This window comes from Vibrio eleionomae (genome assembly GCF_009874545.1).
Classification (GTDB): Bacteria; Pseudomonadota; Gammaproteobacteria; order Enterobacterales; family Vibrionaceae; genus Vibrio; species Vibrio nitrifigilis.
The window spans coordinates 12,361-35,374 of the sequence record NZ_WEKT01000054.1 but is presented as its reverse complement, the minus strand read 5'-3'; the positions used below and the strand labels follow the sequence as shown (position 1 = coordinate 35,374).

Sequence of the window (23,014 nt, the reverse complement as noted above, 5' to 3'; positions counted from 1 at the left end):
ATCGAATATTAAACTTCTTGCATCAAATTTTTGATTATGTTTTTTTGATTTTATTTGATAGTGATGATTTGTTACAGTAATAATTCATATAAAACAAGGAGATAGTTTTGCTAATAAATGATAAAAAACCTCAATATTTATGGAGATTTCTTGCTCTAACTATTCTAACTATTGTACCACTTTCGACTGTTTGGGCTTTCGATATTCCTGAACATGCGATCATTGCTCACCGAGGAGACTCATATGACGCTCCTGAATCAACGTTACCCGCTTATAAACTCGCTTGTGAAATTGGGGCTGATTATTTAGAGCTCGATTTGCAACGCACGAAAGATGGTAAACTAATCGCTCTGCATGATAACAATCTCAAACGTACCACCAACATTGAGAAGGTGTTCCCTAAACGAGCAAACGAGCCTGTCAGCCACTTTACTTGGCAAGAGTTACAGCGACTCGATGCGGGTAGTTGGTTCAATCACCGTTATCCGACAAGAGCACGATCCAGCTTTAAAGGTTTATCTATCGTAACTCTGAAGCAAGTGAGCGATATTGCTCATGCATGCTCTCATCCTGTAGGCCTCTATATAGAAACGAAAGTACCTAAACTTTTTCCGGGTATAGAAAAAGATTTAGCTAATTTTCTTAAGCGTGAGCACTGGCTGGATAAGAAGCATGACGGAAAAATCATTTTGCAAACATTTGAGAAACCCAGTTTAGTTGCCTTGCAAAAGGTGATGCCGGATGTGCCTAAAATTTTATTATTATGGACAGGAGATGGGTATATTGATGCTGCTCCCGGGCAAAAGAAAGCGGCGGATGAGTCCTATGCTGACTATTACGCGCATGTAAAAGTTGCATCTAAACAAGCATTCGAAAAATGGTTAGATTTTGCCAAAGAACATGGGGCGATTGGTGTTGGGCCATCAACCGTTCAAACTCATCACCAAGGACGTTTTTCTAGTCAATTTAGTTACATGGATTTGGCTGAACCGTGGATGGTAAAAATGAGTCACGCTAAAGGCTTGTTGGTACATGCTTATACTGTTGATCAGAAAGTAGACTTCGAACGCTATGTTAAGTCTGGTGTCGATGGATTCTTTACCAACCGGACGGAGCTCGCCGCTCAAGTTCTACGAAATAAACCAGCGGTAGATATTGATGCTGAACTGACGTCTTTGGGCTATTAGAGTTATAAGTGAAAGTCACCATTAGATGATAGTAATAAGAAAGGCCAGCTCTGTGAGCTGGCCTTTCTGTATCGTTAAAGTTCGGTTACATTGCGCCGAATGCCATACTAACATTTAATATCGCATTAAATGGTTGGCCCACCGCAACGGAATACGCTGAATTACCAATCGATGACGTGTAATAGGTTTTGTCGAAGATGTTATTCAAATTCAACTGCACCTTAATTGGGTTACTGGTTTCAAATGTATACGCGGCAAATAGATCGGCAATCGCATACTCAGGCAAGTAGAATGAGTTATCGTTATCGCCAGCGCGTTTACTAGCGCCGTGTACACCGCCACCGTAACGTAGGTTGTCGTTATCTTGGAACAAGTTGCCCTGATCGTAAGATAAGAAGATAGAAGCGGTATGCTTCGCTACGTTAGGTAATGCTTTACCTTCATAACTCGGATCTTCAAGCACTTTTGTGTCCGTGAACGCATAGCTACCAATGGCTTGTAGGCGGTCAGTAACCTGCGCTGTCATATCGAATTCGATACCTTGTGCTCTAACTAGGCCAGCCGTTTTGTAAACTTTTTCGCCATCAACTGTCTCTGAATAGGCCACGTTTTTCTTACGCGCGTAATAAGCAGCCAATGTGGCATTAAAGCGTTCATTGACATCAAACTTGCTGCCTAACTCATAAGAAATGCCTTGTTCTGGATCTAAGTTACCATAAGCGCTGGTCATGGAACTGTTTGGTCGGAAAGTCTTACCAACGTTAGTATACAAAGAGATCATCGGGCTTACTTTCCATACTAAACCAGCGTTTGGTAGTAGCGCGTCTCCATCGGTTTTGGTGTTTTCTGTGTCACCTCGGCCTGCTTTAATATCAAAGTATTGATAACGTAGACCACCAACAACAATCCATTCATCATTGAGATGTAATTGGTCTTGCGCATAAATTGATGCGGTATTTATAGTCTCATATTCCTCTTTGTTTTTAGAGGAATCGTAATCCACTTGGTCGATATTGCCGTATTCAATATCATCAATTGTCATGCTGGTATTTTTACTGCCTTTTTGCAATTTAGCGCGACGAGTTTTTTCATTATCGTATGACAATCCAAATAAGACATCACTGCGTTTAGAGAAAGTATCTACGGTACCAGTCACATCTGTGCGTACAGCATGAATCTTACGCTTGTAATAACCACGGGTGTCTGCTCGGCGAGTAATAACCCCAGTTTCGGAGTTATAACCTAAGGTTCGAACTTGGTCAGCTTTAAAATCATCTTGTGAATAGGCATAGCGTGCATCAAGATTCCAACCATTGATTAATTCTTGGTTTAAAGAAATTTTGGCCATGTCTGAGTCACCTTCAATTTTAGAGAAGGGTTCGTCAAGGCGGGTGCGGCGGCTCACATCAACAAACTTATTATTATCGGTATCGTAGATGGTGCCACGATCATAGGGAATCAAATAATGTTGATGTAGGTAAGACAGTACTAATTCTGTTGATTCATCGCTCCACATCAGTGATGGTGCGACAGTCCAGTTACGATTAGTGCCAAAATTACGCCAATAGTCGCTATCTTCATATTCACCGATGAAACGATAAGATAGGTTGGTATCCTTAATCCCGTCGGTAATATCCATACCATAAGTTTGTCCGTAACGACCAGCTCCCATTGCCGACAATTTAGACCAAACTTTAGCGCCAAATTCAGTTTGAGGTTTCTTTGTCACCACATTGACCATACCACTAGGGTCAAGCACGCCATACAAAGTACTGGATGGACCTTTCAACACTTCGATCTTATCTGTGGTCACGTTAAAAGAGTGCGGTAGAGCCGTTTTTAGCCCATCAGTAAGTAAAGAACCATCACGTGTTGAACCAAAGCCACGGCGAATAATGGCATCCTCTTTACCACCAATATTATTGGCTTGGGTGACACCACTCACATTGGTTAAGGCGTGAATGAGTGAATCACTGCCTTGGTCTTGTAGAACTTGAGAGCTGACTGTCGTAACCGCTTTGGGAACATCCATAACAGAGACATTATTACGTGTCGCGACTGAACTTGTGGGCACTGTATAGTGACCTTTAGTTTGCTGCCCTTGAACAACAACAGTATCAATCGATTTCTCAGAACGATTGTTCTGTGATGTCTCTGTGTTTGCTGCAAATGCAGAGGAGGCGAATAGTGCCAAATAAAGAGGGGATAGCCCAAAAGATCGTGAAATGATTCGTCTGCTATCAAATGGTAATTTAAGATCGTAGTTATTCATTATTATGCAAATTGATGTTTATTTATGGGGTTTGTGTGAAATATGTCAGAAATATGCAAATCAGGTTTTCTCATATATTAAATATAAATACAAATGATTTTCATTAATAAGGTGGGATTTATCGTTTTATGGACAAATTATCGGCAAAGATAACCGAGTAACGCTAAGTGATGACAGTTAATACTAATTAGGTGTTTTGTGTGATTTACATCACGTTGGATTTGAAGCTAAAAGTAATCAGTCTAAAAAATGATCAATAATCAGCCATTGCTAATTTACGGAGTGATAAGACGGTGTTGGTGGGCTCATTTTTATGTAGAACAAAAACAGTATTCTTGTTGGGAACCTTATTTCTAACACGTGCTGCTATGGCGGATCCAGCCAACCTACAATGCCCAACATTTTGGAATGTGTCTTTGCTCTCTTCTCAAACGTTACAATCAGTTGAAAATCCGCATTCTTTGGTTTCTCAGCAGTGCGTTGACTTAGTCTTTGGAGCTGAACTACAGCTTTTAGAACATGACGTCGTCTCAAATCGCATTCAAATTGGCCCGACATTACCTGTTATGCAGCGTTTTCCTGCGCTTGGAGATGTCAGTTTATATGTTGGTCAAACGGTAACGACACAAAAATGGGTTGAAAATCGCACCAAAACCATCACTAAAACATCTGCCGATTTGAGTGTCTCGGTTGAGTATAGTGCTAAAGTATTTGATTCTTACTTAACGGTTATACCGAAGGTGAGCCGTGGGGCGCAATGGTTTGATGATCCCGTGATTAGTGATCGCACTGCCCTTTATTCAACGCCAATAGATAAAGAAGAAGTCACGCTCAATTACGATTATCCACTGTCGACAGACATCAATTATTCGACCCATGTTTATGCGATTTGGAGCTCTGATGAGATCAATCCAGTGAAAGGCGTGAGTGTTAATAACAGTTATACGGTTAGTGGGTTTGAGTTTGTTCATGCATCCAGTAATGAAGGGTACTTCTGGCGGAACAATTTGGCGTTCGATGTCGGTAAATTGGCCAGAAGTAATATTGTTCGCGCTGCATTATCACTTGATATGGGCCAGGTGGGTGAAAATAAAATATACTCTTTAGCCAATGAAACCGTAGTCGGTGCGGCAGTTCGCTTAGGGTTGTACGACAAAGATTACTTTACTGTTTTATCGGTAGGTGTTCCTGTTGATCATCCACAACATTATTATTCTGATAATTACACACTCATGTATTGGTTGAGCTTTAGCTTGTAGTTCACTTTTCGATAACTTGTTCTGGTGAAAGGAGGGAATAAGACTGTCGTTGAGAGAGGAGTTGCCTAAACTTATTAATAATATACCCAAGTAACCTCAAGATGCTGTTTCAGCGAGAATGTATTCGCTCTTAGGCAAGGCACTGATTTGAGGACATAGTCATTCTACGTTGAAAATTAGTAACACAGCCTAGGAGCGAATACAACTCGCCCTTTGGGAGCTCATCAACAAACCTATTTCTGCGCTCAATCACNTTGAAAGGGAATGGCCATTCCTGCCGTGATTGAGCTTGACCTAGGCTCGTTGATGAAGCTCTGAATCCTGCATCTCGAGGTCATTTGGGTATAAGGCCTCATAGGATGTGTGAGGCCTTGTTTATTTGCGGCGGGACTTTTTATGCTCGTCGGGAAATAGGGGATAACCCTAGTAATGCAGAAAGTTTCGTCTCTTCTTTAGATGGTCGTTCCTGCGATTGATTGAAGTATTGATCTGCGACTAGGTAGCTAATTAATCGTTCGCGTCGCTGATCTTTAAATTGTTCTACCCACTGATTCGCGTTAGCGATAATGGCTTCGGCTTGTTCTGGGTGAGCAGTGTAGTAGTCCATTTTTTCTATCAAATCTGAAAAATCATCATTAATTTCAACGTAATGAACTCCGGGAATGAGTTTTCCTTCCATAAACCATGTTTCATAACGTAATTTAGGCGTGAATACCAAAGAGTTCGAAGACATGATCCACTTTAGATTCGTTGCGACATCTTTGCCTTCTAAGCTCAATATAAACTTATATTTTAGCTGTTCTTCAATACTCATTTTAGGCAGCACATACTGAAGTTGGTCTGCATCTTCACGATCAGTTCGGCCAAAATTACAGCGGGGGTGGGAGAAATAACGTTTTAATAGATTACGGCGGTTAGCTCTAAAACCGCTGCCACGCCACACGGCCATATCACTCTTTTCCCTGTATGACAGGGTGTCATTGACGAAACGATAGTGTCTAATTTCATTTAGTTTGAGTAGCACCGAGTTATCATTATCACCGGCGATAGGGCGACTTTTAACGAAAGTGGGCTCTTTAGGCACATCGACGACATCACCATGAATAAAATTAAATTTCAGCTCTGGCTCAAATCCCTTAATGACTTTAAGCATATCGAAGTAGTAAGTACTTCCGCAGTGTTTACGAAACGATTGTATCTGGTGATTTTGCTGATTAAGTGTATATGGCTTACTTATTTTATTGTAATAAGAGACGCGGTCTTGCAAAGCACTGAGTTCTTCTTTGGCTGTTGTTGCAAGACGAAAAGAGACGATTTGACGAACGAGACTACTTGGTAGTTGGCTAAACAGCGCACTGCTGAGGTAATAGTTAAATTTTCGCATAGCTAACACCTTTAGCTGAAAAATTTTTGAATAGATAACCCAACATTGTTGTTGATATGAATGCGAACTAGAAACTGGCAACGTTGATTTTTTATTGTGGTTGTCTCGTCATTCATCACTGATAGTAAACCGTAAGAAGATGACAAATTGATTGCGGTGCCAATGATGTTTCTATATTTGTTAGCGGCGTTAAGAGTAAGAAATTGAGTGGTTAGTTCTATTTTTATGCCTGATAAGTGATATGGATATCAAAATTGAAAACTAATAGGAGGATATTTGTAACAGTTAGTAAAATTTGTCGTGTTAAATTTACAAAATTAGGCTTTATTCCTTGATATATAAGGAATTATTGATGTAATAAAAAAGGCGAGCTTGATAGCTCGCCTGACGGATTTTACTAAGAAATAGAATCTATCCTAATGCTGGAAGTAAACCTAATGAAATGAGAATCTGGATTGAAATGATTGCAATCCCAACCACTCCCGTAATGATCAATGCAGGAGTACCACCTTTCACTTGATAACGTGTACCAGAGTTTGCCTGCTGTCTCACTTTTACGACCATGAATATCGGGAGGAATATAGCCAATACAGCCAATGCAATGGCAGCATATCCCAGTGCCATGATAAACCCTTGCGGATAGAAAAGCGCAAACACTAGCGGTGGTAAAAATGTGATGACTGATGCAATAGGGCGGTTTATTGTGCCTGTTGATTTACGTAGAGTGTCCCCCAAAAATTCAAATAAGCCTAAACTCACACCTAAAAAGGACGTTAAAAGGGCAAGATCAGCAAATATTCCAATGATTTTACTTAAATTGGAGTGATGGACTTTTACTGCTAAATGACCGATTAAAGCGGTTAAACCTGAATTTTGAACTAACTCCGTTTGACTGATGACGCCAAGTGTTACTAACTGCCAGAATACGTAGATGATCAGTGGAATCGCTGAGCCAATAATGATCGCTTTACGCAGTGCCTTTGTATCACCATCAAGGTAATTAACGATTGCTGGAATACTGCCGTGAAAACCGAAAGAAGTAAAAATCACAGGAATAGCCGCAATAATTAATCCTTGCTTTAGTGGCATACTGAGTAGGTATGACTCAGTAACGTTAGGTGCTAGAAAAAATAGCACTAAAAGCATGGCGATAATCTTACCCGTAAATAAAATCCGGTTAACCCTGTCGACACTACTCGTGCCGATAGTCACAACGGCTGCAACAAGGACGGTAAATAAAATCGTTCCCATCGATGTTGGCAAAGAAATGTCGGTAAAATCTTTAATACGATGCGTGAATTGAGAGCCCCCTCCAGCGATATAAGCAGAGCAGAGTGAGTAGAATAAGAATAGCATCGCAAATGCGGCTACCCATTTACCTTTGTCACCTAAAATGTGTTTAGCCAGAGTATGTAATGTCGCTTTGCTATCTGCGTATTGGTGTACTTCGACCATGAGTAACGCAGTAAAAGACATTAATAGCCAAAGAGCGACCATAATAAGTAATGAAGTTGAAAAACCGATTCCTGCAGAGGCAAGAGGTAGAGCTAACATTCCTGCACCAATTGTGGTGCCTGCAATGATCAAAGTACTACCTAAAAGCTTTGATTTAATCATATTGTAAACTTTTTTTTACGAATTGTTCTGTTTGCTTGAGTGTTTTGTTCGATATTGAGGCGTTTGTATAATAAATATCGCCTGAACATTGCCATTTTCTAAGAGAAAATGACTATAGTCAACTCATTTGTACGTTATTGATGTTGTTTGTGTATATTTTAATGTACACGTGGTGTGTTTATTAACGTTAAATGACAATGCAGTATTAAATGTGCTAAACCATAACTCTCAGTTTTGTTATAAATAGATACTTCCATGTCGTGATAATGTGGGTGCTGACTGCGTTGGCTGTCACAGTACTGACACAAAACTGCGATAAAAAGGACACAACGACGTTACAATCGTTGCACTATCAGCAAGCTCTTGATTTTTTCCCTATTGGAACCATATACAGAGCAGCTAGGTAATTATGATAAAAAGGAGGTCGACAATGAGTGACCAAGTAATCAAAGCACAAGAAGACAGTTTAGAGCTACTTGATGCAATGGAAATCGGATTTGAACTTACCGAATACCAAGAGGCTGAAGATAAAGAAGCGACAGTTTAAGCTGTCATAACAGAGAAGCCAGCGCGGGTCGCTGGCTTTAGTATTTTATTTAGTATGAATTATCTTGCTCACCTCCATATCGCTGAACATTGTCAAAGCAACTTATTAGGAAATTTGCTTGGGGATTTTGTTAAAGGTAATGTTCAGCATCAGTATTCTGAATCCATCGTCTTAGGGATACAGCTACACCGTAGGGTTGACGCCTACACCGACTCACATCATTTGTGCCGACACGCAAAGCAACTCTTTCCCGCGCATTTACGGCGTTTTGCTCCTATTGCTCTTGATATGTTTTGGGATCACTGTTTAGCAAGTGGATGGGAGCACTATCACGCATTATCGTTACATTCATTTATTAATCATGCTGAACAAATGATCAAAAATGAATATCCAGATAATTTGCCAACGTCCTTTATTCATGTGACTCATAAAATGTGGTCTGGAGGCTGGTTAAGTTCTTATCAAGAATTAGATAATGTGCAGTTTGCTTTGCAACGTATTGCTCAGCGGAGAGAACGGATCAAGCCATTAGCGCATTGCAACGAGACGCTAGAAAACCATTATGACGAACTTCATGCCATCTTTCGGCAATTTTATCCTGAACTTTTGAATGCAGCAGCGAAGTCGGCCAAGGTCTGATACAATCCGGCTCCTTTTTGCTTACGATTAAATTTTAAGGTGATAGGTCGTCGTTATGTCTAATCAATCTTCGTCTGATAATACGCCCACTGCAAATGTTTCATTTACTGATCTGGCTATCGATTCAACTTTGGCTCGTCGATTCGAAACGCTAGGGATTGTTAATCCGACACCTATCCAACAACAAGCAATACCGCATGTTCTCGCTGGTAAAGATGTGTTGGCTGGTGCTCAAACGGGCACAGGAAAAACGGCTGCTTATGGTGTGCCGCTTATTCAGCAGTTGTTACAAAACCCAATCGATGCTCAACAAAAGCAGGGAACAATCCGCAGCCTTATACTCGTGCCGACTCGCGAATTAGCCCAGCAAGTATTAGAAAGCTTACAGTTATACGCTGCCGAGACAGATCTGACGATAGTCGCCGTTTATGGTGGAACGAGTATGAAAGTGCAAGTTAACAAGTTGGCGGATGGAGCGGATATCTTGATTGCGACGCCTGGTCGATTGCTCGATCATGCACATGTGAAAACATTTACACTCGCTAAAGTGCAAACTCTTGTATTAGATGAAGCCGACCGTATGCTGGATATGGGATTTATGCCTGATATCCAAAGAGTGCTTAAACGCGTTCCTAAGCAGCGTCAAACACTGTTCTTTTCTGCAACATTCACGGCAAAAATAAAATCAACGGCCTATCGTTTACTGAATGACCCTGAAGAAGTGCAGGTCACCCCACGTAATTCAACGGCTGATACTGTGAAACAAATGGTTTATCCTGTTGATAAAAAGCGCAAACGTGAATTACTTGCGTATTTGATAGGTTCTCGTAACTGGCAGCAAGTACTGGTGTTTGTTCGAACCAAGCAGGGTAGCGATGCTTTGGCAAAAGAGTTAAAGCTCGATGGTATCAAAGCGGTATCTATCAATGGTGATAAAAGCCAAGGGGCGCGTCAAAAAGCGCTCAATGACTTTAAAGAGGGTAAAGTTAGAGCATTGATTGCAACGGATGTTGCTGCCCGAGGATTGGATATTGAACAGTTAGCTCAAGTCATCAACTATGATATGCCATTTAAAGCGGAAGACTACGTGCACCGAATTGGTCGCACAGGTCGTGCAGGTCAGCAAGGCCTAGCGGTATCGCTATTGAGTCGTGATGAAGAACCAATATTACAAGCGATTGAGCGGTTGCTGGATCAACGTTTACCACAAGAGTGGTTAGCGGGTTTTGAACCTTCGCTGGCAGCAGATATAGATTCAGAGGGGAACTCACGGCGTAAAAGTCGTTCGTCTGAGAAGAGAAAGCTCAAAGCCCAACTAAAAATTCATTCAGGACGCGGTAAGCGTCGTTAACTACCGATAGCCAAATGAGCCAAGATGTAGGATTGCAAGCTGTATCAATCAGTTTGTGACGATCCTAAAGCAATGGCTATGTCCGTTCAACGTTATATCTCAAGGGAGCAGATGAGGCTCCCTTACTGTATTTGTTAACAGAACCCTTTCCAATCGTTATGAGATTCGTATACAAGCTCGGCTACTGACGTCGGCTTTAATATGTACTGCGGTTCAACGTGGTACTTTTCTATCAATGATTGATTAAACATGTTCAAGTGTTTTAGTAATATTTCATCAAGATTTTTAGCGTCTGGCCATGTGCCACATAAAAATGGAGTGAGACTTGCGGCGCTATGGGCATACATCATCAATTCCCATTTCACTTCCCATATATTAAGGCGCTTAGAAGGAAACTGTTTATGATAGTCATCAGCGAGCGTTTCCATCAAAGTTTCAATTTCGCCAGTGCGTCCTATGTAATAGTCAAATAGCGAATTGTCTTGGCGAACAGAATCAGCAATCAATTGGATAGGTTGACGATTCATTAAGCTGTGTGCAAGTAAGCGAAGCGTGAACTCATAAATGATGATATTCGCAGGTGCGGAATCTGAAATCTGCTCAATGACGTGTTTCATATATTCACTCATATAAGCATTTAATCCATCACTTATTGCGTGCCATATTTTTTCTTTGCTGCCGAAATGATGGCGTAATAAGCTGTGGGAAACTCCAGCTTGATCGCTGATTTGCCGTAGTGATACGCGGGCATAGCCCATTTCACAAAATAGGTCTGCTGCCACTGAAAGGATATGAAAACGTGTTTTTGCGGCGTCTTCTGCGCTGCGGCGGCCTTGGCGTTTTTCTGTCATGGTCGGACTAAACTATTACTCATTAATGATAAGAAAACATAGTGAATGATCTTTGCATCAAACGTGTTTAATTCTTGGAAGCAAACGATTACCTATGTACGTAAATGGCATTAGGGCAGTTTACCAACGTCCTAATATCGCAAAATTGGGAAAACATGTCTTATCAGATGGGATACAGCGGCTACACCACGGTATCCTTGGGTTTTGTTCGAATTTGTCGTCGATAGCATAGAATGATACCGACAGGTGTAATGAAATCATATGTGTATTTGAAGTGTGATTTACTTTACGAATCTTTACGCTTTACAGATACCCAGCGAGTTTGGCTCTGTATAAACAAGCGACAGTCTTTGAGTCGCTGATTTCGCCGTTCGCGATCATGGTTTCAAGCTCTTGCAAAGAGTAGGTTTGTACCTCAATGATTTCATCGTCATCGCATTCTAAGCGTTGAGTGAGGTGAAGCCCCGTCGCTATATAAAGGTGTTGTTTTTCGTTACACATACCTGCCATTGGGATCAGTTGCCCTAAAGATTGAAAAGTGTCAGCACTGTAGCCGGTTTCTTCTTCCAATTCTCGCTGTGCGCACGTTAGCGGATCTTCACCAAGCTCCATCGTTCCCGCTGGTACTTCAATCGTCCATGCTTTTACTGAAGGGCGATATTGATTGACCATGATGACACGCTTCTCTTGAGTAATGGGAATGATCACTGCAGCGCCAGGGTGTTCAATCGTCGTATGAATGATGGTCTTACCGTTGGGTAATGTTATATCTTGTTCAGTAAGAGCGATGGTTTTTTTCCATTGATGAATGAGTTTGTTCATAGTGATGTGCTTAATATTTTCGCTAAATTTTATCTACCATAGCGCAAATTGTATGCTCAACCCAGATAGATTTGGCGTTTTGGTTAATCTAAGGTTGCTATTATTGTGATATTTGCGAACAATATTAATAACAAATAATTTATGAAAACGGTCATTTGGTGACGAATTAACCCTAAAGTGGGTAAAAAATGTATAAATCCTCGCAACCAATGACTAAGAGAAAGTAATTTCGCTAGCTAAGGAGCTCAAAATGAACTCATCTACGCAGGCTTCACATGCCAGTAAAGCCTTGTTGTCTGAACGAATTAACAAGCTAGCTAAAGCTTTGTGTGAAGGTGTTTACGAGCGTGAAAGTACAATCAAGCTATGTTTACTGGCAGCATTAAGTGGCGAGAGTGTGTTTTTGCTTGGCCCTCCCGGAATAGCGAAAAGTTTGATCGCCAAAAGACTGATTCAGGCTTTTTCAAACAGCAGTTATTTCGAGTACTTAATGACGCGTTTTTCTACACCAGAAGAAGTTTTTGGTCCACTCAGTATTCAAGAGCTGAAAGATAATGGTCGCTATGTGCGTTTAACGGATGGCTATTTACCAAGTGCTCAGGTTGTCTTTCTTGATGAGATTTGGAAAGCGGGGCCAGCCATCTTGAATACATTACTTACCGTGGTGAATGAGAAAACGTTTAAAAATGGCAGTGATGTTGAAAAAGTGCCGATGCGCCTTCTTATCTCAGCATCTAATGAACTACCGGAAGAAGATAGCGGGTTAGATGCTCTCTATGATCGTATGCTCGTTCGGGTGTTTGTTAATCGAATTCAGGACAAGCAAAACTTCAAATCGATGCTCACAGTCGGTACGACTCAAGAAGCACAAGTTCCAGCAGAACTTGCAATATCTGATGACGAATATTTCACTTGGCGACAAGAATTACAGAACCTTGCCATTAGCGATGATGTGTTCGATAAACTCTATCGTTTGAAGACGGCATTAGAAACACAAGAAGAGCGTCTAGCTGAGTTGTATGTGTCGGACCGTCGCTGGAAAAAAGCCGTTAAATTGCTAAAAGCCAGTGCGTATTTTAATGGTCGAGATGAAATTAATCCGCTCGATCTTTTACTGTTAGAACATTGTTTGTGGAGTTCTCCAGACTCTCGAGAAATTGTGCAAAATACGTTGCAGAAATTTGCAACGGAAGAGGCGTTTGATCAACAGCGTGTTGCTCAAAGTTTTGCATCGGTAACCCAAACATTAGAATCAGTACAACAGGAGTTGGAAGATAATCTTGCGATAGTTTTGTCTTTGGAAACCGCATCGGGAATCCGTAAAAAGCAGGTTTATCACTATGATTTCAGTCGTGCTAAACATTATCAAGTTGGCAGTTCACAACCATTAATTAAATTGGTGATGCTGCAGAGTAATTTGTCGGTTTCGGAATCTGAAAAAGGCGATAGTCGCTGGGTTTATGTTGTGCAATCCGATTTGGAAAAACTGTTCCGAGAAGGGCATGGCGATGTGTACGGTTATGTGAATCAAAATCCCAAGTTATGTCGGTTACATTTTGAATTGGATACGGATGAGCGCTTAATCATAAAAGATATTGCGAATCGTTCCGTCCTGACGGCGTTGGCAACAGATGACGCGTTAGACGTCACTACCTACCATGTTTGGCTTGATAAAGTGGCTCAGGCGGAAGTGTTACTTAACAGCACCGAGCAAGATCTACGACGAATTCGTAGCCAGTTTCATGCTGCGTTGCCGCATAATTTTGTGGATCCTACCATCCCAACGTCGATAGAAGCTCATATTCAGCAGCTGGTTGAGTCTCTAGAAACTCTTCAAGAGCGTTACGATAAATATCAATTGCGCCTTAACCAACTTGAACAGTTTTTTAGTTAAGTGGATGTGAGATAGATGCTTGGTGCTGATGGATTAAACTTAGCCATGATGATTGCTGATTCTGGCATTATCGATGCCGCAGTGAATGATCTCATGGGACGTTCGCAGGTGATGATGATGGCGGAACATCGGGGCGTGGGAACCTCGATGAAAAAGCATCTTCTAAAATGGCGTAGTAACGCACGTGAACGACTCACTCGAGTCTGTGAAACAGAACGTTTTCAACAGGAAATTGCGCTTTACCAAGAAGTGATTCATTGGGATGAAAGTCAGTTTTTTGTGCAACTGCCTGAGCTGATGCGTCAGTTAGAAAGGGATTCGGTGTATTACCGAAAAGCAAAAAAACTGGTAGAGCGTAACCATGGGGAAAATAATCCAGTATTTGCCCATTTTTTCTGTGACCAATGGTATCAATCGCTATCCGATTCCATTCGTCAAGCACAAGTTCTTGAGCTGGAAGAAAACAAAGAAAAATTGCTCGCTGATCTGTATCAGCGTATGGAAACCCTACGCGATATGAACAATGTCACCGAGCAAGGTGATGTTAAGGGACTGGGGCGGTTATGGGATATGGCTGGTGCTAAGCTCAGCCGCAGTGATGTTTCAGCAATGAAGTCACAAGCGCAATTTTTGCGCAAAAATCCCAAGCTGTTGGATATGGCTGAAAAGCTTGGCCGAATGGCGAGTGACGTCGATGATCCTAGTTTAAATAAAGCGCCCGCAGAAGAACCTGAAATGGTCGAAGAAAAGTCGGATATGGCCGTTGACGATATTGTTGGCGTTCATGAAGATGATGACCTCAATAAGTTACTACCTAACGAAACATTATTTCTTGCTTATCCTGAACTTGAAGTTGTGTTCTATAAACGTTTTGCTGATAAGCGGTTAATGAATTACCGCACCAGTGGTAAAACGCGCACGTTACGTAAAGTAAAAACGCACCGACCCGAGCACCGCCAAGCCGATATTGAGAAAGGGCCCTTTATTATTTGTGTCGATGCCTCTGGCTCCATGAGTGGTTTTCCCGAACAATGTGCCAAGGCAATGGCTTATGCGTTAATGCAAATAGCGCTTGAAGAGGATCGAGACTGTTATGTGATGTTATTTTCAACTGAGCATATTATGTATGAGCTGACACACAAGCAGGGGTTAAGAGAAGCAAGCGATTTTCTCAGTTATACCTTCCATGGTGGCACCGATTTCGAACCTGTTATTTTTAAAGCGATAGAGCTAATGCAAGGTAAGCGTTATCGTAATGCTGATCTATTGATCGTTTCTGACTTTATTGCTCCGAAGCAGAGTGAAGAACTTGCCCATCAGGTCACCGAACTTAAAAAGAAACATAACCGCCTTCATGCCATTTGTTTATCCAAATATGGCAACCCAGAATTAGTTGGGATGTTTGATCACTGCTGGCACTACCACCCGAACTTAATGGGACGACTATTTAAGCGTCGCTAAGGGAGCAGTATCGTGAATTATCCCGATACTTTTAACTGTTCCATTACCCAGCGAATAAATCGCTGAGCACTTTTCCTGTTTGCATTATCTGAACAAGATAGAAAGAAGGCATTGTTGTAACACTCAAGTGGTGGCGTTAAGGCGATCAGCTGCTCGCTTTCCAATAGTTGTTCAATATGCCAATCCCAAGCAAGCGCAATACCCGCGTCGTTAAGCGCTGCTTGGATAACGGCAATTTGATCTTCCATTACCATCATATTGGTCGGCGTGCGGTAGGTTTTACCACTGCGCTGCGCCCACGATTGCCAATTCTCCCAAAATTCGGGTGCATCTCTTAGGCCTAATAGAGGCTGATCCCAAAGTGTCGTTAAATCGCGACAATCTGGGCGCTTTTCCAAGAAACCTGGGCTACACACGAGTAACATTCGTTCGTCAAAAAGTAAATAATTTTCTTTTTGAACTGAATCGATAGGGGCGTAATAAAAGGCTACGTCGTAGGGAGCAATCGCATTTTCTGCAATATTTCGCTCATTATTGATCGAAATATTCAGGGTGACTTCTGGGTAGCGGGAACGAAAATCATCTAAACGAGGAATAAGCCAGAAATGGGAAAAACAGGTCCCAATTTCTAGGTTTAATGGGATTGGTTGACCTTGTTTTTGTAACGATGTACTCGCTTCTGCCAGAGTATTTAACGCTTGTGAAACATGAACTAAATATTCATTTCCCTCGGTTGTCAGTTCTAAACCGGTTTTCTTTCGGTAAAACAGCTGAGTGTCTAAAAAAGCTTCTAATTGTTTGATCTGTTTTGCCACAGCCGTTGGTGTGACGCATAACTCATTGGCTGCATTTGTAAATGTGCCTAGACGAGCCGATGCTTCAAAAAGGATAAGGCCACTAAGGGATGGAATGGTCTTGTTATTAATCGGCATAGGTTGTCCTGAACTTTTAGTTCAGACTACCTTAACAAAATGGCGTTTTACATACAAATTCACCCCTCTAATATAAAAACTACATTCTCAAAAGATTGGACGGTTAACTATGCATAAAATTCAAGAAATCCACCACGCGATGCTTCCACTTCCTGATGGAACACGGCTCGCATACCGTGCATGGATGCCTGAAAATGCGAATACTCAACCGGTTCCAGCTATTCTAGAGTTTCTTCCTTATCGCAAAAACGATGGTACTGTCGTTCGTGATGAGATCACCATGCCGCAAACGGCCGCTCACGGCTATGCATGTATTCGCGTCGATTTACGTGGGTGTGGTGAATCTGAAGGTCATCTAGTCGATGAATATAGCGCACAGGAACTGCAAGATGGCACTGATGTTATCGCTTGGATTGCGAATCAACCATGGTGTGACGGTAATGTCGGTATGGTGGGCATCTCTTGGGGGGGCTTCAACTCACTGCAAATTGCTGCTTTAAACCCACCACAATTAAAAGCCATTATCACTCAATGTTCGACGGATGACCGTTATCGCGATGATATTCATTTCATGGGTGGGTGTTTGCTTAATGACAATTTAGATTGGGCATCATTCTTCTGGGCCTATGCGCAAGGTCGTGCACCCGATAAAGCTCTCGTTGGTGAGCAGTGGAAAGAGCAGTGGTTAGATCGATTAAACACGATGCCGTTTCTTGCTAAACCTTGGTTAACAGAGCAGTTACGTCAAGACTACTGGAAACATGCATCTATCTGTGAAGATTACTCAGATATTAAAATACCTGTGTATGCCATGAGTGGTTGGGCCGATAATTACCGTAATACGGTATTTAGCTTATTACGTCACTTAGATGTACCGCGCAAAGGACTTGTCGGCCCATGGGCACATAAGTATCCCAATATTGCCTATCCAAATCCGAAAATGGATTATGTCAAAGAATCAGTACGTTGGTGGGATCGTTGGCTAAAAGGCATCGAAAATGGCATTGATGATGAGCCACAGTTGACCTACTACCTGCAAGACAGTGTACGTCCACAGACTGACTACGATGTTCGCCCAGGTCAATGGATCAGTGAACCGTGCTGGCCATCACCGCAAACAGTGACAAAATCCTTCTTCCTTGATGATGGTCGCTTGGTGGCTGAATTAAATCCTCACGCACCGCAACAGTCAATTTGCTCTCCTCATTCTACAGGGCTCAATGGCGGACGTTTGTGTGTCGGCATTCGTCAAGATATGGAGCAACCTGCTGACCAACGTGCTGATGACGCAGGCTCCGTCACTTTTGATACGGCGCCTTTGCAAGAGGACCTAGCATTAGCGGGTCAGGTACTGGCCAATCTTACCATTCAAAGTGACAAGCCAACGGCGCAATTGGCGGTTCGAGTGTGTGATGTTCATCCTGATGGTGCATCCACTCGTATCAGTGTTGGTACCTGGAACCTAAACCATCGCGACAATCATTCTCGATTTGAGCGACTTGAAGCCGGTAAATCGTATCAGGTGACGGTGCCGATAAATTACGTCGCCTATAAAATTCCAGCAGGTCACCTATTACGCATTTCTATTTCGACAGCCTATTGGCCACTTGTTTGGCCATCGCAAGATCATCCAACAGTAACGATTGATCCCGCAACCAGTGTCATTGAAGTTCCAACTCGTGACTCTTGGACAACAGAAGTAGAACCCCCTGCTTATGATAAATCTGTTAGTTATGACGGTGAAAGTTTGCGAGACTATGACAGTCAGCGCATCGTTCATCACGATTACAAGACAGGAAAAATTTGTTTAGAAACGATTGATGATTTCGGTCGTCAACATTTCAATTCTTGTAATACCGATATTGATCTGCGCATGAAGCAGTATCAAACCATCCATCCTGAGGATCCATTAACCGCTGAATCGGAGCTCTTTTATGAGCTAGATATGGGGCGTGACGGCTGGTGGACTGGTTTGAAGGCGCATTATCACATGACATGTGATTACGACTTTTTCTATATCACAGCGAAATGGCAAGCCTTGGAAGGCGAGACAGTGATTTTTGAAAAAGAGTTTGAAGAAAAAATCGAACGAACGGGCGTGTGATTCAATTTATTAAGGGACTAATTATGTTTAAAAATATTCGACCATTAGTATTTTTCCCAACTTTTATTATTTTGGTTGGGGCTTTGGTCTTTAGTTTGGTCAATCTTGATCAATTCTTACATTACACAGGTGTTGCCAATAGCTTTGTGTTAAATCACTTCTCTTGGCTATTTAGTTTGGGCAGTTTTTACCTACTCGTGTTAGTTGGGGTAACTTACTGCTCAAAATTAGGTAATATCCGCATTGGTGGTGAAGATGCTAAACCACACGTGAGCAAGCTCCGTTGGTTTATGATCGTGTTATGTACCACGCTTGCGGTCGGTGTGTTGTTTTGGACAACGGCTGAACCTTTATATCATTTACATACGCCGCCAAAGAGTTTGCATATTAAGCCGGATAGCCCTGATGCCATTTTGTTTGCTTTCTCGGCCATGTTCCTTCACTGGGGGCCCACACCTTACGCGATTTATGCGATTCCAGCGCTTATCTTTGGTTTAGCGTTTTATAACTTAAAAATGCCGTATTCGATCAGTAGCTCTTTGAAACCGGTATTAGGAAAATGGGTATCGGGTAAAAAAGGCGATGTTATTGACGCATTAGCGCTGTACTCTCTGGTCGTGGGAATGGCTTCTTCGTTAGGGACAGGTGCGTTAACTCTCGTCGGTGGGGTTAGCCAATTTATTCCTATTGAACGAAATGCTCTCACCTTAGGGATTACCATTGCTGCGATCGTTGCTGTATTTGTTTTCTCAGCCGCGCGCGGTTTGATCAAAGGCATTGCCCGTCTTTCAATGGTCAACTTCTGGTTATTGATTGCTCTGTTTGTCTTTGTTCTTGTGCTGGGACCGACTCAATATATTTTGAATATTGGTGTTGAAGGGGTAGGGGCTTATCTAGAAAACTTCTTCCGCCTCAGTCTATTTACTGGTCAAGCTGCTCATGATAACTGGCCACATTCGTGGAGCGTGTTCTATTGGGCTGTCTGGTTTGCATGGGCACCGATTACCGCAATGTTCCTCGGTAAAATTGCGCGAGGTTATACCGTGCGCGAATTTATTATGGTGAACGTGATATTCCCAAGCCTATTTGTACTGCTCTGGATTGCAGTCTTCTCTGGTACTGCGATCTTTATGGACCAAAGTTCTGGGGGAGAATTGTACTCAATCTTGAATAATGGTGGTATTGAGCAGTTGCTTTACCATATCTTTGGTGAACTCCCTCTTGGCTTATTGACTACCTTTATTCTGGTATTTGTGGCGTTTGTTTCTTATGTAACTGCGGCAGATTCTAGTACGGATGCGATTGGTGACTTGTGCATGAAAGATTTTAATGCTGATTCTAATGACACCCGTGGTATTGGCGTCAAAGTATTATGGGGCATTATTATCGGATTAGTGGCTTGGATTATGGTGAGCACGGTTGGCGTGAAGGGAATTAAATCGTTATCCAACCTCGGTGGGTTACCCGCCACTCTCATTATTCTTGGATGTAGTGCGACATTAATTAAGTGGATTAAAAAACCTGAATTATTAGATCGTCCCGAAATGAAAGCGGATAAAAAATAATTATTAAATAGGCAGAGGTTAATCACTCTGCCTATTTTTTTATCAAAAATTCAGTAACATATCATTCCACACAGCACCACCGTGCGTTGAGTCCGAGACTCCCTGACATACAAAGCCATGCTGTTCATAAAAGCCAACCAATTTATCTTTACAAGTGAGTACGAGGCCTTTTACGCCACGTTCCTTACTAACCGTAATAAAGTGTTCAAGTAATTGATGTGCTAGACCTTGATGTTGAAAATCCGGTGCGATCACTAAGCCAAATACGGTTTGATAAGCCCCCTCTTTTAAGTGCTGGTGCTCATCTTCATATAAGATGTCAGGCAGCTCTGGCGCGCTATAGCGGCAGCCATTAATTTGGCCTACGATCTGATTATTTTTCTCGAGAACAAAAAAACATTCCGGAAACGCGTTAAAGCGGCGTTGAAAAATTGGCAGTGTCGCGGCTTCTTCTACTGGGAATCCTTGTGATTCAATTTCAGCAATACGTTCGATATCGAGTGAGGTTGCAAGACGGATAGTGGTCGGCATAAACGTTCCTTGTAGAAATAGTTAAGCTGCAAATTCTAACCATGTGGCAGAAATTGGCATAGCGATAATGAGCGAGGGTAACAGGTTCGCGAGGGGAAAGTTGATACTGCCACAAATGCGAAATCCGGTAGCAAAAACTAATAACCCACCAACAGCAGAAAAATCAGCAATCATTGTTGGCGTAGTTAACGGCATGATGGCATTCGCGGAAAAATACAAGATCACTTGTACGAGTGTTTGCGGAATGGCTAATGTCGCGACCGGTAAACCTAAAGTGATGGCAAATATGGCCGCGGTAAAGAAATCGAGAAACGATTTAACAATTAATAGGGAAGGATCGCCTGTCATCCCTTCATTCATTGACCCAAAAATACCCGTACCGCTAACGCAAAAGAGAATCAAAATGGAGATAAAGCGGTCCATATAGGCGTTCTGTTCCATCGAACTATTCGGGGGAGAAACAAAACGTGTGATTAGCGATTTCAGCATGTTGGCGACACGTTTTATGTTTTCTTCTAAATGAATGAGTTCGCCAATAATGGCACCAAGAATAAGTGATAAAACCACCGCGGGCAGCAGTTTTACTTTGATCGCCATAGATAGCCCAATCCCCATTGATGCTAAACCGAATACCATTGGCATTCTTTCCTTCATCGAGTTAGATATTTTGTTACCAAATAGCGTACCCAATAAACTGCCACAAATGATGGCGGATGCATTGACCAATGGTCCTATCATTATGATTATTTCCTTGAATTTTAAGATGTTGAGATGATGCCTAGGCAAGTTGTCCGGTAAAGTCAGATAAAACTGGGAGATATCGACCGATATATTGTGAACTAAATCTCATATTTTGGCAATATTAGGAAGTTACGCATATAAAATTATCTTATTGATAATCCTATTGATTTTTGAATGTGGTGCTGGCTTAAAACGATGTTGTCAAATGTCAAACAAATGAGCGATAGCTTGATTTAAACGAGATGAAATGGGTCAGTAATCACAAATGGGGGCATTTATTTTCTAGTTAATTAATTGTTTTTATTAGTGTGAGTACAAACCCATTTTACGAATAGGGCATTTTGTAGCATCAGGATGTGAATCAGAGTGAATAACAAGAAGGATAACAACAATGAGTACTCCCTACACCTGGCTTCATATTGGCCTTGGATCGTTTCATCGCGCTCACCAAGCGTGGTACTTTAATCAACTTATGCGTAATGGTGACCATAGCTGGCAGATAGCGGCAGGTAATATTCGTAATGACAGTGAAGCAACAATCGAAACATTGCAACGGCAACACGGTGAATATGTACTTGAAACCGTGACGCCACGCGGCCATCGGCATCACGAGTTGATCAAATCGATAAAAAAATTGATTCCATGGCAAGCCGATTTGGCTCCACTGATTTCATGTGGTGCAGAACCTAATACAAAAGTTATCGCGTTTACAGTCACAGAATCTGGGTACTATTTAGACACCGAGTTTAATCTGCAAATAAACAACCCAGACATCAAGCAAGATCTGCAAGGTGGTAACCAAACGATTTATGGGACCATTAGTAAAATATTAGAGCAGCGTATCGAACAGCAAGCAGGGCCTGTAACTCTGCTAAGTTGTGATAATGTGCGCCATAATGGACAACGTTTTCGTGATGGACTGATAGAATTTCTGAACCTTACACACAATGCAAAAGTGTTGGGCTGGCTTGCTGATAACGTCAGTTTTCCTAATAGTATGGTCGATCGTATTACACCAAAACCTGAGCCTAATTTAACCGACCGAGTGTTGGACAAAACGGGCGTTCACGATGGTGCTCCTGTGATGGGAGAATCGTTTATTCAATGGGTATTGGAAGATAACTTTATTGCTGGCAGGCCAAAATTGGAAGAAGTGGGGGTTGAATTGGTGGCGTCAGTTGATCCTTATGAAGAAGCGAAAATTCGGATCCTGAATGTTTCTCATGCAGGAATTGCTTGGACTGGTGCGCTGATTGGTCAAAAATACATTCACGAAAGTACCCAAACCGGATTCATTCGTGAAATTGTGTATAAATACATTACCCGCGATGTTATTCCTTGTCTTTCTCAACATCAAAACGATATCGATTTTTATCAATATCGAGATGTGGTTCTCGATCGTTTTACCAATGAACATATTAAAGACACGATTCAACGCGTCTCTGGCGATGGTTTCTCTAAAATTCCCGCTATGATTACGCCAACTCTAGTGGAATCGTATGCACAAGGTAGGGTGCCAAAAGCGACTGCATCGCTACCCGCCATTTTCTATGTGTTTATGCAAGAGTGGCACATAGGCCGGTTAGCCTTCGATTATTATGATGGGATTTTAGATAGTGCATCGGTTCATCAAATGTACGAAGCGGATGACCCTATTCACCTCTATGCATCTAATCAATCTTTGTTTGGGGAGTTGGCGCAGAAACCAGAATTTGAAGCGCTGTTGCGTAATCGTATTGAAGCGGTATACGCATTATTAAGTTAGTAAAGAAACAGGGAGCCTTTGCTCCCTGTTACTCGTTACACGCATATAGTTAGAGTTAAACCCCGATAAAAGCTCAGCTTTAGTTACGGTGT

Annotated in this window: 17 protein-coding genes; 9 read left to right on the top strand and 8 right to left on the bottom strand. The window is 41.9% G+C overall.

The features are described from left to right. The first annotated feature begins 107 nt into the window (after positions 1-107). Entirely contained in the window at positions 108-1,187 is a 1,080-nt protein-coding gene (locus F9817_RS19745) for a glycerophosphodiester phosphodiesterase (RefSeq protein ID WP_202436529.1), read from the top strand. An 85-nt stretch (positions 1,188-1,272) separates the two neighbouring features. Here the strand turns inward: F9817_RS19745 and F9817_RS19740 are convergent, their stop codons facing one another. After that, positions 1,273-3,459: a TonB-dependent siderophore receptor gene (locus F9817_RS19740; protein ID WP_161157890.1), complete on the bottom strand. Its 2,187-nt coding sequence runs from the start codon at positions 3,457-3,459 to the stop codon at positions 1,273-1,275. A 368-nt stretch (positions 3,460-3,827) separates the two neighbouring features. On the opposite strand from F9817_RS19740, the gene F9817_RS19735 reads away from it, so the two are divergent. Next, positions 3,828-4,718 (top strand): ShlB/FhaC/HecB family hemolysin secretion/activation protein, encoded by an 891-nt coding sequence (locus F9817_RS19735; RefSeq protein ID WP_161157889.1) that lies wholly within the window; start codon positions 3,828-3,830, stop codon positions 4,716-4,718. Between the two features lie 394 nt (positions 4,719-5,112). On the opposite strand, the gene F9817_RS19730 is transcribed toward F9817_RS19735, so the two are convergent. After that, positions 5,113-6,102, bottom strand: coding sequence for a glycosyl transferase family 90 (locus F9817_RS19730; RefSeq protein ID WP_161157888.1), 990 nt, complete (start codon positions 6,100-6,102; stop codon positions 5,113-5,115). A gap of 411 nt (positions 6,103-6,513) precedes the next feature. Continuing rightward, positions 6,514-7,719 (bottom strand): aromatic amino acid transport family protein, encoded by a 1,206-nt coding sequence (locus tag F9817_RS19725; protein WP_161157887.1) that lies wholly within the window; start codon positions 7,717-7,719, stop codon positions 6,514-6,516. 601 nt (positions 7,720-8,320) lie between these two features. On the opposite strand from F9817_RS19725, the gene F9817_RS19720 reads away from it, so the two are divergent. Together F9817_RS19720 and F9817_RS19715 are read left to right on the top strand one after the other, a co-directional pair. After that, a complete protein-coding gene (locus F9817_RS19720) occupies positions 8,321-8,905 on the top strand; it encodes an acyl carrier protein phosphodiesterase (protein ID WP_161157886.1) in 585 nt (194 codons plus the stop codon). A gap of 55 nt (positions 8,906-8,960) precedes the next feature. Continuing rightward, positions 8,961-10,256 carry a DEAD/DEAH box helicase gene (locus F9817_RS19715; RefSeq protein WP_161157885.1) on the top strand — a complete coding sequence of 432 codons (1,296 nt, stop codon included), beginning with the start codon at positions 8,961-8,963 and terminating at the stop codon, positions 10,254-10,256. Positions 10,257-10,390: 134 nt separating this feature from the next. Here the strand turns inward: F9817_RS19715 and F9817_RS19710 are convergent, their stop codons facing one another. Next, positions 10,391-11,107 carry a TetR/AcrR family transcriptional regulator gene (locus F9817_RS19710; protein WP_161157884.1) on the bottom strand — a complete coding sequence of 239 codons (717 nt, stop codon included), beginning with the start codon at positions 11,105-11,107 and terminating at the stop codon, positions 10,391-10,393. Between the two features lie 303 nt (positions 11,108-11,410). Next, on the bottom strand, positions 11,411-11,929 hold the full coding sequence (locus F9817_RS19705) for an NUDIX hydrolase (protein ID WP_161157883.1): 519 nt from the start codon (positions 11,927-11,929) through the stop codon (positions 11,411-11,413). A 250-nt stretch (positions 11,930-12,179) separates the two neighbouring features. Between F9817_RS19705 and F9817_RS19700 the strand changes: the two genes are divergently transcribed. Both F9817_RS19700 and viaA read left to right on the top strand, forming a co-directional pair. Further along, positions 12,180-13,823 carry an ATPase RavA domain-containing protein gene (locus F9817_RS19700; RefSeq protein ID WP_161157882.1) on the top strand — a complete coding sequence of 548 codons (1,644 nt, stop codon included), beginning with the start codon at positions 12,180-12,182 and terminating at the stop codon, positions 13,821-13,823. 15 nt (positions 13,824-13,838) lie between these two features. Further along, the gene (gene viaA / locus F9817_RS19695) at positions 13,839-15,284 is read left to right on the top strand and encodes an ATPase RavA stimulator ViaA (protein ID WP_161157881.1); all 1,446 of its coding nucleotides are present in this window, start codon (positions 13,839-13,841) and stop codon (positions 15,282-15,284) included. A 17-nt stretch (positions 15,285-15,301) separates the two neighbouring features. Here viaA and F9817_RS19690 read toward each other — a convergent pair whose 3' ends face one another. After that, positions 15,302-16,216, bottom strand: coding sequence for a LysR substrate-binding domain-containing protein (locus tag F9817_RS19690; protein WP_161157880.1), 915 nt, complete (start codon positions 16,214-16,216; stop codon positions 15,302-15,304). Positions 16,217-16,325: 109 nt separating this feature from the next. On the opposite strand from F9817_RS19690, the gene F9817_RS19685 reads away from it, so the two are divergent. Next, a complete protein-coding gene (locus F9817_RS19685; RefSeq protein ID WP_161157879.1) occupies positions 16,326-18,320 on the top strand; it encodes a CocE/NonD family hydrolase in 1,995 nt (664 codons plus the stop codon). A gap of 23 nt (positions 18,321-18,343) precedes the next feature. Further along, positions 18,344-19,885 (top strand): BCCT family transporter, encoded by a 1,542-nt coding sequence (locus F9817_RS19680; protein WP_161157878.1) that lies wholly within the window; start codon positions 18,344-18,346, stop codon positions 19,883-19,885. Between the two features lie 42 nt (positions 19,886-19,927). Here F9817_RS19680 and F9817_RS19675 read toward each other — a convergent pair whose 3' ends face one another. Beyond that, the gene (locus F9817_RS19675) at positions 19,928-20,416 is read right to left on the bottom strand and encodes a GNAT family N-acetyltransferase (protein WP_161157877.1); all 489 of its coding nucleotides are present in this window, start codon (positions 20,414-20,416) and stop codon (positions 19,928-19,930) included. Positions 20,417-20,437: 21 nt separating this feature from the next. Continuing rightward, entirely contained in the window at positions 20,438-21,154 is a 717-nt protein-coding gene (locus F9817_RS19670; protein ID WP_161157876.1) for a DUF554 domain-containing protein, read from the bottom strand. Between the two features lie 394 nt (positions 21,155-21,548). Here F9817_RS19670 and dalD point away from each other — a divergent pair, with 394 nt between their 5' ends. After that, positions 21,549-22,922 carry a D-arabinitol 4-dehydrogenase gene (dalD, locus tag F9817_RS19665; protein WP_161157875.1) on the top strand — a complete coding sequence of 458 codons (1,374 nt, stop codon included), beginning with the start codon at positions 21,549-21,551 and terminating at the stop codon, positions 22,920-22,922. Positions 22,923-23,014: the final 92 nt, after the last annotated feature.

Excerpts from the sequence above, each read along its gene's own strand:
- F9817_RS19740 (WP_161157890.1), bottom strand. The coding sequence starts at position 3,459 with ATGAATAACTACGATCTTAAATTACCATTTGATAGCAGACGAATCATT.
- F9817_RS19735 (WP_161157889.1), top strand. The coding sequence starts at position 3,828 with ATGGCGGATCCAGCCAACCTACAATGCCCAACATTTTGGAATGTGTCT.
- F9817_RS19730 (WP_161157888.1), bottom strand. The coding sequence starts at position 6,102 with ATGCGAAAATTTAACTATTACCTCAGCAGTGCGCTGTTTAGCCAACTA.
- F9817_RS19725 (WP_161157887.1), bottom strand. The coding sequence starts at position 7,719 with ATGATTAAATCAAAGCTTTTAGGTAGTACTTTGATCATTGCAGGCACC.
- F9817_RS19720 (WP_161157886.1), top strand. The coding sequence starts at position 8,321 with ATGAATTATCTTGCTCACCTCCATATCGCTGAACATTGTCAAAGCAAC.
- F9817_RS19715 (WP_161157885.1), top strand. The coding sequence starts at position 8,961 with ATGTCTAATCAATCTTCGTCTGATAATACGCCCACTGCAAATGTTTCA.
- F9817_RS19710 (WP_161157884.1), bottom strand. The coding sequence starts at position 11,107 with ATGACAGAAAAACGCCAAGGCCGCCGCAGCGCAGAAGACGCCGCAAAA.
- F9817_RS19705 (WP_161157883.1), bottom strand. The coding sequence starts at position 11,929 with ATGAACAAACTCATTCATCAATGGAAAAAAACCATCGCTCTTACTGAA.
- F9817_RS19700 (WP_161157882.1), top strand. The coding sequence starts at position 12,180 with ATGAACTCATCTACGCAGGCTTCACATGCCAGTAAAGCCTTGTTGTCT.
- viaA (WP_161157881.1), top strand. The coding sequence starts at position 13,839 with ATGCTTGGTGCTGATGGATTAAACTTAGCCATGATGATTGCTGATTCT.
- F9817_RS19690 (WP_161157880.1), bottom strand. The coding sequence starts at position 16,216 with ATGCCGATTAATAACAAGACCATTCCATCCCTTAGTGGCCTTATCCTT.
- F9817_RS19685 (WP_161157879.1), top strand. The coding sequence starts at position 16,326 with ATGCATAAAATTCAAGAAATCCACCACGCGATGCTTCCACTTCCTGAT.
- F9817_RS19680 (WP_161157878.1), top strand. The coding sequence starts at position 18,344 with ATGTTTAAAAATATTCGACCATTAGTATTTTTCCCAACTTTTATTATT.
- F9817_RS19675 (WP_161157877.1), bottom strand. The coding sequence starts at position 20,416 with ATGCCGACCACTATCCGTCTTGCAACCTCACTCGATATCGAACGTATT.
- F9817_RS19670 (WP_161157876.1), bottom strand. The coding sequence starts at position 21,154 with ATGATAGGACCATTGGTCAATGCATCCGCCATCATTTGTGGCAGTTTA.
- dalD (WP_161157875.1), top strand. The coding sequence starts at position 21,549 with ATGAGTACTCCCTACACCTGGCTTCATATTGGCCTTGGATCGTTTCAT.